The organism is Paenibacillus rubinfantis (assembly GCF_001486505.1).
In the GTDB taxonomy this organism is placed as follows: domain Bacteria; phylum Bacillota; class Bacilli; order Paenibacillales; family Paenibacillaceae; genus Fontibacillus; species Fontibacillus rubinfantis.
The window spans coordinates 1,165,496-1,177,046 of record NZ_LN909066.1; the positions used below are offsets into that span (position 1 = coordinate 1,165,496).

General features: G+C 53.9%; 13 protein-coding genes. 6 read left to right on the forward strand and 7 right to left on the reverse strand.

Annotation, left to right across the window (positions count from 1 at the left end):
• Positions 1-103: 103 nt before the first annotated feature.
• A complete protein-coding gene (locus BN3277_RS22945) occupies positions 104-2,074 on the forward strand; it encodes an ABC-F family ATP-binding cassette domain-containing protein (RefSeq protein ID WP_059046675.1) in 1,971 nt (656 codons plus the stop codon).
• Positions 2,075-2,402: 328 nt separating this feature from the next.
• Here the strand turns inward: BN3277_RS22945 and BN3277_RS22950 are convergent, their stop codons facing one another.
• On the reverse strand, positions 2,403-2,720 hold the full coding sequence (locus tag BN3277_RS22950; RefSeq protein WP_082691574.1) for a YciI family protein: 318 nt from the start codon (positions 2,718-2,720) through the stop codon (positions 2,403-2,405).
• A gap of 197 nt (positions 2,721-2,917) precedes the next feature.
• On the opposite strand from BN3277_RS22950, the gene BN3277_RS22955 reads away from it, so the two are divergent.
• Complete coding sequence (locus BN3277_RS22955) at positions 2,918-3,799, forward strand: hypothetical protein (protein WP_059046677.1); 882 nt, start codon at positions 2,918-2,920, stop codon at positions 3,797-3,799.
• A 6-nt stretch (positions 3,800-3,805) separates the two neighbouring features.
• Here BN3277_RS22955 and BN3277_RS22960 read toward each other — a convergent pair whose 3' ends face one another.
• Both BN3277_RS22960 and BN3277_RS22965 read right to left on the reverse strand, forming a co-directional pair.
• Positions 3,806-4,339: a hypothetical protein gene (locus tag BN3277_RS22960; RefSeq protein WP_059046679.1), complete on the reverse strand. Its 534-nt coding sequence runs from the start codon at positions 4,337-4,339 to the stop codon at positions 3,806-3,808.
• 17 nt (positions 4,340-4,356) lie between these two features.
• On the reverse strand, positions 4,357-4,830 hold the full coding sequence (locus BN3277_RS22965; protein WP_059046681.1) for a hypothetical protein: 474 nt from the start codon (positions 4,828-4,830) through the stop codon (positions 4,357-4,359).
• Positions 4,831-5,066: 236 nt separating this feature from the next.
• Here BN3277_RS22965 and cysK point away from each other — a divergent pair, with 236 nt between their 5' ends.
• Entirely contained in the window at positions 5,067-6,011 is a 945-nt protein-coding gene (gene cysK, locus BN3277_RS22970) for a cysteine synthase A (protein WP_059046683.1), read from the forward strand.
• A gap of 47 nt (positions 6,012-6,058) precedes the next feature.
• Positions 6,059-6,415: a rhodanese-like domain-containing protein gene (locus BN3277_RS22975; protein WP_059046685.1), complete on the forward strand. Its 357-nt coding sequence runs from the start codon at positions 6,059-6,061 to the stop codon at positions 6,413-6,415.
• A gap of 165 nt (positions 6,416-6,580) precedes the next feature.
• On the opposite strand, the gene BN3277_RS22980 is transcribed toward BN3277_RS22975, so the two are convergent.
• The 4 genes from BN3277_RS22980 to BN3277_RS22995 all read right to left on the reverse strand — a co-directional run bounded on the left by BN3277_RS22980 (position 6,581) and on the right by BN3277_RS22995 (position 9,817).
• The gene (locus tag BN3277_RS22980; protein ID WP_059046687.1) at positions 6,581-7,399 is read right to left on the reverse strand and encodes an AAC(3) family N-acetyltransferase; all 819 of its coding nucleotides are present in this window, start codon (positions 7,397-7,399) and stop codon (positions 6,581-6,583) included.
• A 12-nt stretch (positions 7,400-7,411) separates the two neighbouring features.
• Positions 7,412-7,969: a pyridoxamine 5'-phosphate oxidase family protein gene (locus BN3277_RS22985; RefSeq protein ID WP_059046689.1), complete on the reverse strand. Its 558-nt coding sequence runs from the start codon at positions 7,967-7,969 to the stop codon at positions 7,412-7,414.
• A 42-nt stretch (positions 7,970-8,011) separates the two neighbouring features.
• The gene (locus tag BN3277_RS22990; protein WP_059046691.1) at positions 8,012-8,425 is read right to left on the reverse strand and encodes a DUF6157 family protein; all 414 of its coding nucleotides are present in this window, start codon (positions 8,423-8,425) and stop codon (positions 8,012-8,014) included.
• Positions 8,426-8,722: 297 nt separating this feature from the next.
• On the reverse strand, positions 8,723-9,817 hold the full coding sequence (locus tag BN3277_RS22995) for a ParM/StbA family protein (protein WP_059046694.1): 1,095 nt from the start codon (positions 9,815-9,817) through the stop codon (positions 8,723-8,725).
• A gap of 222 nt (positions 9,818-10,039) precedes the next feature.
• Here BN3277_RS22995 and BN3277_RS23000 point away from each other — a divergent pair, with 222 nt between their 5' ends.
• Both BN3277_RS23000 and BN3277_RS23005 read left to right on the forward strand, forming a co-directional pair.
• Positions 10,040-11,062: a peptidoglycan DD-metalloendopeptidase family protein gene (locus BN3277_RS23000; RefSeq protein ID WP_059046696.1), complete on the forward strand. Its 1,023-nt coding sequence runs from the start codon at positions 10,040-10,042 to the stop codon at positions 11,060-11,062.
• A gap of 4 nt (positions 11,063-11,066) precedes the next feature.
• On the forward strand, positions 11,067-11,546 hold the full coding sequence (locus tag BN3277_RS23005; RefSeq protein ID WP_059046698.1) for a bactofilin family protein: 480 nt from the start codon (positions 11,067-11,069) through the stop codon (positions 11,544-11,546).
• The last annotated feature ends 5 nt before the right edge of the window (positions 11,547-11,551 follow it).

The following is an 11,551-nucleotide window of genomic DNA, read 5'->3' on the forward strand; positions in this document are numbered from 1 at the left end:
ATTTCGCTTGGGTTTCATGTACACTGAAAGTACGTGTTTCAACGAACTCTTATTTTCATCATGCACGGACTGCAAATCTTTTTTTTGGAGGATCGAATCGGTTATGCTGCTTCAAGCTTCGAACATTACGAAATTATACGGCGTGACCCCTGTGCTGGAGGGGATTAACCTGCAGGTGCTCGAGCGGGACCGGATCGGGCTCGTGGGCGTCAACGGCGCGGGCAAATCGACGTTTCTGCAAATTTTGGCCGGCGAGCTCTCCCATGACGGAGGGCAAATTTTCAAAGCCAAGGAGACGACCCTCGGCTACCTGGCGCAAAACAGCGGTCTGCAATCGGACCGCACCATCTGGGAAGAGATGCTCGCTGTATTTGCGCCGCTGATCGAAACGGAACGCGAGTTGCGCCGGATGGAAGAGCAGATCGCCGATCCGGAGCTGGCTCGGGACGAGAAGGCGCACCAAGAGCTGCTCGACCGTTATGCGCTGAAATCCGACTGGTTCAAGGACCACGGCGGTTATGAAATGGAGACCCGCATCCGCATGGTGCTGCACGGGATGGGATTTGGTGATTTTGCGCCGGATACCCCCATTGCAACCTTAAGCGGCGGGCAGAAAACCCGGCTTGCGCTTGCCCGCATTTTGCTGCAGGCCCCGGACCTGTTGATGCTGGACGAACCTACAAACCATCTTGATATCGAAACCTTGACCTGGCTCGAGGACTATTTGCGCAACTACTCCGGAGCCCTGCTGGTCGTGTCCCATGACCGCTACTTCCTGGACCGGCTCGTCACGGCGATCGTGGAGATCGAACGCCATCAATCGCGCCGCTATACGGGCAACTACAGTCGGTTCATCGAGCTGAAAGCGGCGGAATACGAAAGCCAGTTGAAGCAATACGAGAAACAGCAGGATGAAATCGCCCGAATGGAGGCTTTTATTCAGAAGAACATCGTTCGGGCCTCCACAACAAAACGGGCGCAAAGCCGGCGTAAGGCGCTGGAGAAGATGGACGTATTGGATCGGCCGCTCGGCGACCTGAAACGGGCTAGCTTCTCTTTCGAGGCCGAGGTCATGACCGGTAAAGAAGTCCTGCACGTAAACGGCCTTTCCTATCAGTTTGCAGATAAACCGAAACCGTTGTTCCAAAACGTGAATTTCGATTTATACCGCGGCGAAACGGTCGCCCTGATCGGGCCGAACGGGATCGGCAAATCCACCCTGCTGAAAATGCTGACCGGCGATTTGCGGCCATCGGATGGAACGATTACCTGGGGAGCCAAAGTGAAGGTGGGCTACTACGACCAGGAACAAACGCATTTAAACCCGGCCAACACAGTGCTCGAAGAAGTTTGGGGCGCTTATCCTCATATTGAAGAAGCTCGAATCCGCAGCGTGCTGGGCAATTTCCTGTTCAGCGGCGAGGATGTGCTCAAGAAGGTCGCAGCGTTAAGCGGCGGAGAGAAGGCCCGGGTCGCTTTAGCTAAGCTGATGCTGCAGAAAGCCAACGTCCTGATCCTGGACGAACCAACTAACCATTTGGACTTGTTCAGCAAGGAAGTGCTGGAATCCGCATTGATTGAATACGACGGAACGCTGCTGTTCATTTCCCATGACCGTTACTTCTTGAACAAGATGGCGGAGCGGATCGTGGAACTGCATCCCCACGGTGCGGATCATTTCCTGGGTAATTATGACGATTACTTGGCGAAAAAACAGGAGCTTGCCGAACTCGCCGCCGAGCAGCTGAACGCCGGAGTGGTCAAGGCATCCGCCGCCAACACCGCCAACAAGCCGTCCGAAACGGAGGCCTCATCGGCCAAATCCGGCGCTGCTTCCTATGAAGCCGACAAACAGGCGAAACGCGAAGAGCGAAACCGCCAACGCCGGTTGGAGCAACTGGAGGAATTGATCTCCGGGCTTGAAGACGAAATCGCCCAGTTAGAAGCCGAACTGACCCTCCCTGAGGTCTATCAAGACTATACCGCGGTTCAGGAGCGACAGGACGGGATCGACCGCCGGAAAGAACAGTTATCCACCGCCTATGAGGAATGGGAGTCCCTGGCAGAGGGATAAAATTCACAAAATATTTTTTTAAGTTTCCAACTCTTTTCCGGTTGGGTTATACACAGTTTTATCCCCATTATGCAGAATAGATTCAACCTCAAAACGGCCCGCTGGGCCGTTTTTTTGCGAGGATATCGTCGTTTTTTGTCAAAACCTCGTTTTATCCACCAACTTATTCACATTATCCACAGTTTTCAGAAAACAGGGCATCGATTTTTTCAAGTCTCACTCAAGGGACTGGTACGCAAGCTTTCATTCCTTTTTCATGAAGATAGCCAACAAGCTGTGGATAACCTTGTCCACAGCTTGACAAAACCTTAGTCTTAGGTCTAACTCCTCAACCTGCACCCAAATGCTGGTTCTCTTCGCAGGAAATCGCCCAGGTCCGAAGCTCATAGTTCTCCGCTCCCGATTTCACGAACGGATCGCGCTCCGCGATCTCGCGCGCCTCCTCCAAGCTAGCCGCTTGGATGATCACCATTCCGCCTTTGTAATCGAGGAACGGCCCGCACATGACAAGCTGCCCGTTCCGGTCCAGTTCCCTTAAGTGGGCAACGTGCTCGCGGATTAGATCCCTCTCCAATTGCCGGCCTGGATTTAAGGACAGTAGGATCACATACCTCTTAAACTCTTCAAAATTTGGTGCTTCGCTCATCGCGGATCCCTCCTCAAGCTCGTCTGATGCTTCTTTCCCAATTTCTTTCCATCTCGCGCTTCCGCCCGCCGCCTGCCTGCTTAAACCATCCGAAATGCCTATTGCCCTGCCCTTTTTAATATCTATATGATCTCTATAGTGCTGCGGCCGAAAAAACTCCAAAGCCGTCAAAAACTCACCGAAAAGGAGAGAATGGAATGAAATTTGTCAAAATCGCTTCAATCGCCGCGCTAGGCGTCAGCCTCATCTTCGTGGGAGGATGCCAAATGCTCGGCTCATCTAAAGACGCTTCATCCACGGCTTCCCCTTTTACGGAATCCAAGCTGCCGGGCGGGGGGCTAGCTCTTCCGGAGAATGAACGGATCCACCTGTCCACCGATAAACAATGGATCGAAAAGGAAGGGCATTTATCCGATCTGATCCGTCTGCAATGGACAGGCGACCGCGCCAAGCCGGCGATCGCTTGGGCCGATGAGCAAGGCAAGGACAAAACGGCGATTATCTCGCATGATAAAGCAAACAATCCGGAACAACATGATCATAAGCATATTTCCATCGAAACAACGATGTCGCCAACCGGAGAGTATAAAGATCAGCTGTTTACCCGCTTGGAGATCCCTTACGATACCGATGTTGCGGAAATTCGCACCCATTCGTCCAACTTCAATGTCATGGATGGCATTCTGCGTGTCGCCGGCGAAGGAAACCGCGACGTACAGTTCGCCAAAACCGGCAAGGATAACGCTACGACCCCGCTCTGGAGTCTGCGTGCCAACAGCGCGGAGCCAAAGGGCGATGACGCCGGGGCGAATTTTAACCTGATCCGTTACTCGGATGAAGGCGAGCCGATCGACAGCGCCTTGACCGTCAAACGCGATAACGGCCAAGTCGGCATCGGAACGGAGGATCCGCAAAGCGCACTGGACATCAATGGGGACGGAATCCGTATCCGCGAGTCCCGCACGCCGGCATCCTCCAAGGCCCCCGGAAATCCCGGCGACATCGCCTGGGATGACAACTACATTTACGTCTGCGTGGCCGAAGACACCTGGAAACGGACGGCGTTATCCACCTGGTAATCTTCTCTACTCATCGTTGCCAGTCGTGATGCGGATCCCCGCATCTGCCTGAATTTCCGTCTTCACCCGTCCCTTGGCATCGTTACCTACAAACTTGATACGATACGTCCCTGGATTAACCTTCAATTCCATTTGGCCTTCGCTACTTCCCTCAGCCAGTGTGGTCACTTGACTATCCGGAGCGATGGCCACCATCTTAAAGCGGCCGCTGTCGATCTCCTGTTGATGAAGGAAGGTCACTTTACCTTCAGCCGAGGCGTGGATATACCAAATCGTTTCCATCCCATAAAAAGTAGAAAAAGAAATCGTAGTTACCGCATTGTTTATCGCGCTGGCCCGTTTCACATAAGTAAAGGTGTCACCTTCCTGGGCCAGCTCCGCTTCGTTGTCGTAAAGCTGCTTCTGCCGCTCGCTGGCCATGCTGCAGCCGCTTAAAACACTTATCAGCAACCCGGCACAGAGAACGCCTAGAAGCAGCCGTAATCCGCCGGACAGCCATATTAGGTTGTTCGGCTTCTGTCTGTTCTGTCTGTTATACATCGTTTCTCCCCCTAAATTTAAACGCCCGTCGACTTTCGGTAATGATCAGAAACGGAAGGCAGCAGGGTGAGGGCTTGGATCGCCAACCCCCAGGCGGTATAAACCAAATGCACGACCGATGAACCGTCCAGAATGTAAATTTGGACCGTAAGCCAGATGATTAAGCCAAAGCCGATATACAAGGAAAAGGCCCAAGACCAATGCCGATCCTGAAAAGGATTCAGCTTCTCCCCCCACCTCCAGTCCCATTTCCGTGCCAGTGCGGTCGTAACCAGGAGCGGCAGCACGCCAAAAACGAGCAGCAAAATCAACCCCGGGATGAAATAATCCGGGAACAGCCGAAACTGCATGATATCCGTCGGCATCCCCAACAAGCTGCCCGACGGATCCAGCACCAGCGCTCCCCCGCCAAACACCGCACCGATTCCCAGCAGCCCCTGCAAGCCGATTAAAACCAGACAAGCGGCTGACCGTTCTTGGGCTTTGGCCATATATTCAATCCCTCCCCTTTTTCGATATCCCACTTGTGATCCAATTCACCTATTAAACAAAAAAAAGAAGACAAGTCCTATTTTCGGCTCATCTTCGTTGTTACTGTTACTTTATCATAGGAAGCCCGGGTTGGAAACACGAGAAATGTCGAATGGAAGGTGCAGCTTGAAAGATGAGGAGGATCCCGAGTAGAATAGAAAAAAACTTTAAATTTTAGAAAGAGGGGCCAAGCCGCATGACTCGTAAAGTGGTCCACCGCGTTACCGACCTGATTGGCGAAACCCCGGTCGTCAAATTAAACCGGCTGATCTCCCCGCAGGATGCGGATGTATACGTCAAATTGGAGTTTGCTAACCCCAGCGGCAGCGTCAAGGACCGAGCCGCCGCACATATGATCGAGACGGCTGAACGGGAGGGCCAACTCGCTCCGGGAGCCACAATCATCGAACCAACCAGCGGGAATACGGGGATCGGACTGGCTATGAACGCTGCCGCCAAAGGATATCGGATCATTCTGGTTCTCCCCGACAACATGACGAAGGAGCGAATCCTCCTGCTGCGCGCTTACGGCGCCGAGGTTGTGTTGACACCGGCAGCGCTGCGCATGCCCGGCGCCATTGCTAAAGCCCGGGAGCTGCTGGCCGAAATTCCCGGCAGCTTTATGCCGCAGCAGTTCCAGAACCCGGCAAACCCGGAAGTTCACCGGCTTACGACCGGGCCGGAAATCGAGCGGCAAATGGAAGGACGGCTTGACGGGTTTGTCGCCACCGCAGGCACCGGGGGTACGATTACCGGTACCGGCGAATACCTGCGAGGCGTCATCCCAAACCTTCACATCACCGTCGTTGAGCCTCAGGGCTCCCCGGTGCTCTCCGGCGGAGAGCCGGGGCCGCACAAGCTGGTGGGCACAAGCCCCGGCTTTATCCCTCCGGTGCTGAATACCGCCGTCTACGACGAAATCGTCCAGGTGAGCGACGACGATGCACTGGAAACGATGCGCCGCTTGGCCGCTCTAGAAGGCCTGTTGCTTGGCCCGTCGTCCGGCGCCTCGGTCTGGGCGGCGATCCAATTGGCTCGGCGGTTAGGCCCCGGCAAACGGGTGTTATGTATTGCGCCGGATACCGGAGAGCGATACCTGAGCATGGGCATTTTTGACGAACCGGCCGAGGCCCAAGGATAAGCGCAAGAAGAAGTCCATCATACTCATTGGAAAAGAGGAATGACATTATGCCCCAAATGATCGGAGGCATCTCCCATATCGATAAGGAGGAGCTCCACGCCTTACTTCAGGATCCTGCCAGCGAAACCGCCGTCATCGACGTCCGTGAGCCGTTTGAATACGAATCTGCCCATATTCCCGGAGTCCCGTTGATCCCCATGGGCGAGATCCCTTATCGGCTCGAAGAGCTGGACCCGTCGCAAGAATACGTCTTCGTGTGCCGAAGCGGCTCGCGAAGCTACGAAGTCGCCCGCTATCTGCAAGCGCAGGGCTTTGAGAAAGTCCACAATTTCCTCGGCGGAATGCTGGGCTGGGACCTCGAGGTCGAATCCGGCCCGGATGACGATTCATCCCATGAATCATAAGATCGGGACCGTCTCGCAGAGTTTCAAAGCTCTGGGAGACGGTCCCTTTATTTTCGAATCAATGGATGAGAACTCGCCTGGGGGACTTGATAAACTCCGCATACGCCACCGCAGTTTGTGCCAACTCCACATCCCTAGCTCGCTGATTGTACCCCCTTTGAGCCCTCAACCGAGCGCAGCACCACGGTGGCGCTCCAACCAACCCACCGCATAATCCACCAATTCCCGTTGGGGCATCAGCAATGCGGTGGCCCCGGCAACTTGTCCCTGCTTCACCAATCCGGTGTCCCGCGCAAAGTCGGCGCCCAGCTGTTCAAAATCCTCCGAATCGTATTCGAGCTCGGTAAACTCCACCCAGCGTTTTTCCCCGTCCACTAGCACCGGTGCCTTTGCGGTGTAAAACTCTTTCCCCGAATAGTTCGCCAGGCACTCTGCCAAATGCATCGACGTGTTGTTTACATGACCTACGCCCAGCAGCAGCACTTCCCCGCGCAGCTCGTAAATACGCGCCAGCGGAGAACGCTCGCCCAACCCGAATTCCAAGCCGTGGTCCCCTATAATTGTCTCGGCCTCCCGGCCTCTGGCCGCAAACGAAACCTGCGGATGCCCGCTGCGCAAGGTCCCTTTCTGCCGCCGGAACGTGTCCGGAATGACTCCCATGTACCAGAGCGACGTCAGTTCGGGGTCGTAGGCCGGCATTTGCTCCCGGATCGTGTCCCACCATTCTTTGGGAACCGGCGGGTTTTGCCACCGGGCCGGATCCCCCACATCGCTTGAATGAGTGGGCATGACCAAGGTTCCTTCCTCCCCCAGGGCCGCTTCCAAAGCCAGCACCACCGCCCCAGGCCCCCCGCAAACCCACTGGCCCAACGATTTAAACGAGGAGTGGACGAGCAGCGTAGCTCCTTCTCTCACGCCTAGAGCCCTCAAATCCGCTCGCAGCGTCTCCACCGTGTATAATTCCCCTTGGATGTCCTCTACCATTTTTGATCTCTCCTACTTTCTCTCCTCTGCAAAAGAAGACGGCAAGCCGTCCAGGCTTACGGCATTCTTCTGACGGCGATAATCCTCCAGCCCGGTGTCGCCCTTATTTTCCGCCCATTTGATCAGGGTCTCGCGATCCCCGTCATAGCTGAACAGCGGAACGCCAAACCCACAGGAGGTCTGGACGCCGTATACGGACACCAGAATGATTTGACGCGCCCCGGTAAGCTTGGGAAACAACGCCTCGAGCCGATCCCAATCATCCGCCCCCGGCAGAATCACCCGGCCTTTCCCGTACAGGCGCAAGATTAGCGGCTGGCCTTCAAAGGCGGCGAACATGATCGTGATGCGGCCATTTTCCTCAAGATGTGCCGCCGTTTCATTGCCGCTGCCCGTCAAATCCAGGTAAGCGACCTCATTCGACGAAAGAATCCGCAGCGCGTCATAACCTTTCGGCGACAGATTTACGTGGCCCTCCGCGCTAAGTGGTGCCGAGCCTACAAAGAACAGATGCTGCCGGCGAATAAAAGCCTCATGCTCCGGCAGCATCGAGTCGAACATTTTCCCCATGTCTCTCCCTCCTTAGTTCCATGCATTTGAACCAAACCGCTTCTATTTCCGACTAGTCCTCATCGCGTATAGTTGCTGAAGGTCAGTGGAAGCGGCAAAGCGTTGATATTCCGGCGAGTCCGCGCCGTAGATCGCGATTTTCCCCTGTTCGTCATAATGTACACCCCACCCATACTTCTTGGGAAGCGTCGAAGCCCGCAGGCAAGGGTGCGGTTTGCTGAACAGCTCTTCCCAGATCTCCTGCCGGCGTTCCTGCACGGCCTCCTCCGGAATCTGCTTATGGCGGATATGCACCTCGAACAGCAGTTCTTCATGATTGTACTGATACGGCGCTTGGGAGAGCAGCTCGTATTGAATCAGGTGAGCTGGTTTCGCTGGTCTCGTTGATACGGGGATGATCCCGCGGTCAACGGGGCTATCGGTCGATATGCGGATAAACGTATTTTTGTAGCTCACGGCCCCGAGCCTCCTTTCTTTTTCCTTATTATACCTGAACCTTCAAATTTAAAGAATATTCCCCTTACTCTGCCCCATTGTATTCGATTATTCGCATAAAAAACGGTGCTGAAGCGCAGAAATCCGAAATGTATTCGATTTTTCATATAGATTTTCCTCTTTTGGCCCCCTGAGGGTCAAATCTATATGAAATTTCATATATAATCCGCCAGCATCGCCGGAAACGTCGAAATGTATTCGATTTTTCACATAAAAAAATCCGGCGGTACATGCACCACCGGAACAATGACTTGGATCTTACGCCGGGTTCGATTGTTGGCCCGCTTTGTTCTTGGCCAATTTCAGGTAACCCTGCACGTTCAGAATCTCGCTATTCTCTTCAAACCGCAAACGCATCGAGCCGGCCGCATCAATCAGGTACGATTTCAGTGCCGCAGCGCCACCGCCAAGCACATAGAAACATTCGATATCCGGATATTTCTTCCACCGCTTGCGAATCAAATCCACCAGCTTCTGCGCTGCACGGCTGAAATACATATCAACGATCGGCCGAATGTCCGCTTGTCCTTCCCCCACACGTTGGATGACAAACTCCCGGTTACGGATGCGACCAATCAGCTTCGTCCGGCTTGGGAAGCGGTATCCGAACTGATCCTCAACATCGCGGATGATCGAATCCAGGTAGGTTGCAAGTCCGAATTGCTCCCCCGTACTGAACTGGTTATCGATATTCATCCGCTTCACCACCGGAAAATCCGTGGTCAAGGCCCCGATCTCGCAAATGCCGATGCAGCCGTTATGCAGCTCTTCATTCCGGACCTGCAACGTATCGTTTGTCGCCAAATGGAACAGGGCTGCCGCGCCTTCCACCGACACGATCGTACGGCGGATGTTGAGGCGAACCGTGCGCCCGCCCAGCTCGGGAGTGGACAGGAACGTCACCTCGTGCTCGCCGGTCAGTCGGTCCTCAAACGCTTGGTGGAAGGCCACATAAGTTCGAACCGGCAGCCCGGTCCCAATGATGTATTCAACCTCTTCAACCCCGGTTCCCGAGGTTGTGTAGGATTGACCGGAAAGGGCCGCGTAAGCCAGCGCCGTCAGCGCCACCACCAGGGACTGATCGCTGGTCGCTTTATTGTCCGTCTCTTCCAGCTCAGAGTTGTCCTGATCCTCCATGGCCAGCAAACCTACGAAATACCGCTGGTTATTTCTTTTTAATTTAGGGCTATAGACCCGAACATCCAGTGCTTTCAGCGGAGAGTCCTCTTCCTGCAGCACATGTCTATCATATCCGGGAGAAACGATACTCGGAATAATGATCGGTCGTTGTGAACCGTCAACTACTACCTTAACGCTGTCGTTGCCAACGTCGATTCCGGCAATTCTGATCATAATAACCTCCTTACATTAGGAAAGAAGACACTTTTCCAATTATTTCTCATTTCGCTTCCCTTCGACAAATTCCTGCTTAAGGAGTGAAAATAGTTACAAAATTTTTTTAAATGAAAAAGGGATTTGCCACAATTTGCCGAAATAGTTGTATTGGCAAGTTGCAAGGAATGACCTTGGTCCTACATAATGGCATGTTCAACTCAAGATGATCAGGAGGAAGTCATGAAGCTCAGATTCAAAAAAAACGTCAACCGGCGTTATACACTGCTGATCGTGCCGGAAGGCACCAGCCCCGTGTTTCGCTTTAAATTCCGCTTTTCCTATTTGCTGGCCATCCTGGTCACCGCGGCGGTGCTGCTCAGCTCCGTGTTGGTTTTGTATGCCCTCAACCGTACCCATACGAACCGGATCGGAACGCTGGAAGCGCAGCTGTCCAATTCCTCCGACCAGTTCAGGAACACCGTCGTCAACAAGGAGCAGGAAATCGACCGGCTGCTCAACGAGCTGATGGAGCTGTCGAAGAAGTCCAAAACCATCGAGGCCAAAATGAGTGAGCTGGAGCAGCTCGAGGCGGAGCTGAAATCGATTACGGACGGCGGATCAAGTAAAACCAAGGACACAACCGCAGCCGTGGACAAGAATGCAGCGATGGATTCCCTCGCTTCGGATGAAGGTGGGGTTGGCGGAGAATCGATCCCACTCACCGAACAGGATGTAGCGCAATTGGTCAAAGAGACGAAGGAGAGCATCACCACCTCGCTGCAGGAAATGCCCGAATTGCAGCAGCGGCTGGAGCAAACCAAAGTTTCAATCCAGGAGTACAAAGCGCTGATGGCCATTTTGCCTACCTTTTGGCCCACGGATTCCACCCGAATCACCTCTGATTTCGGCGAACGGGAGGACCCTTTTACCGGGCGGCTGACCAAACATGCCGGCATGGACATCGGAGGGAGCGTTGGCGATCCCGTCTATGCCGCAGCGAACGGCAAGGTTGTCGATACCGGATACACCAGCGCGCGAGGCAACTATATCACGATTTCCCATCCCTCGGGATTAAAAACAAACTATATGCATTTGAGCAAAATTTTAACGAAGGTTGGCGACAGCGTTAAGCAAGGCGATACCATCGCAGAGCTTGGCTCCACCGGCCGCAGCACCGGACCTCATCTCCATATTGAGGTCGTGAAGAACGGCAGTACGGTCGACCCGGTCAATTACCTTAGAAAACCAGGAGAGGAAGAGTAAATTCATGAAATTAAGGAATAATGCAAAAACCGTGAAGCTGGACCCGAATACGACGGATACTTTGATCGGGGAAGGCAGTATTTTTGAAGGAAAAATCCGCTCGGACGCCGGCGTGCGTATCGAAGGGCAAATTACCGGCGATATCGAATGCGAAGGTGATGTGACGGTCGGGGAAAAAGGTGTGGTCCATTCCAACATTCTGGCCCGCAACATCATTATCGCCGGCACCGTCAACGGGAACGTGCAGGCCAAAAACAAGCTGTCGATCACTTCCAAAGGCAAGCTGTATGGGAACATGGTCGCTTCCTCTCTCTCCATTGAAGAGGGCAGTATTTTCGAGGGCACCAGCAAAATGGGCGGAGCGGACAAGCCTGACAGTGCGGCATTAAAAGAAACTGCAGCCGCAGCCGCCCCTTCCGAAACGCCTCCTCCTGCCAAAAATAATGAGAAGCAGGAAAACGATGCGGTTTATAAAACGTGGTGATTCGA

What these genes read in the sequence shown, in the direction of transcription:
- BN3277_RS22945 (WP_059046675.1), top strand. Translation starts at nt 104, where the DNA reads ATGCTGCTTCAAGCTTCGAACATTACGAAATTATACGGCGTGACCCCT.
- BN3277_RS22950 (WP_082691574.1), bottom strand. Translation starts at nt 2,720, where the DNA reads ATGAGCGAAGCACCAAATTTTGAAGAGTTTAAGAGGTATGTGATCCTA.
- BN3277_RS22955 (WP_059046677.1), top strand. Translation starts at nt 2,918, where the DNA reads ATGAAATTTGTCAAAATCGCTTCAATCGCCGCGCTAGGCGTCAGCCTC.
- BN3277_RS22960 (WP_059046679.1), bottom strand. Translation starts at nt 4,339, where the DNA reads ATGTATAACAGACAGAACAGACAGAAGCCGAACAACCTAATATGGCTG.
- BN3277_RS22965 (WP_059046681.1), bottom strand. Translation starts at nt 4,830, where the DNA reads ATGGCCAAAGCCCAAGAACGGTCAGCCGCTTGTCTGGTTTTAATCGGC.
- cysK (WP_059046683.1), top strand. Translation starts at nt 5,067, where the DNA reads ATGACTCGTAAAGTGGTCCACCGCGTTACCGACCTGATTGGCGAAACC.
- BN3277_RS22975 (WP_059046685.1), top strand. Translation starts at nt 6,059, where the DNA reads ATGCCCCAAATGATCGGAGGCATCTCCCATATCGATAAGGAGGAGCTC.
- BN3277_RS22980 (WP_059046687.1), bottom strand. Translation starts at nt 7,399, where the DNA reads ATGGTAGAGGACATCCAAGGGGAATTATACACGGTGGAGACGCTGCGA.
- BN3277_RS22985 (WP_059046689.1), bottom strand. Translation starts at nt 7,969, where the DNA reads ATGGGGAAAATGTTCGACTCGATGCTGCCGGAGCATGAGGCTTTTATT.
- BN3277_RS22995 (WP_059046694.1), bottom strand. Translation starts at nt 9,817, where the DNA reads ATGATCAGAATTGCCGGAATCGACGTTGGCAACGACAGCGTTAAGGTA.
- BN3277_RS23000 (WP_059046696.1), top strand. Translation starts at nt 10,040, where the DNA reads ATGAAGCTCAGATTCAAAAAAAACGTCAACCGGCGTTATACACTGCTG.
- BN3277_RS23005 (WP_059046698.1), top strand. Translation starts at nt 11,067, where the DNA reads ATGAAATTAAGGAATAATGCAAAAACCGTGAAGCTGGACCCGAATACG.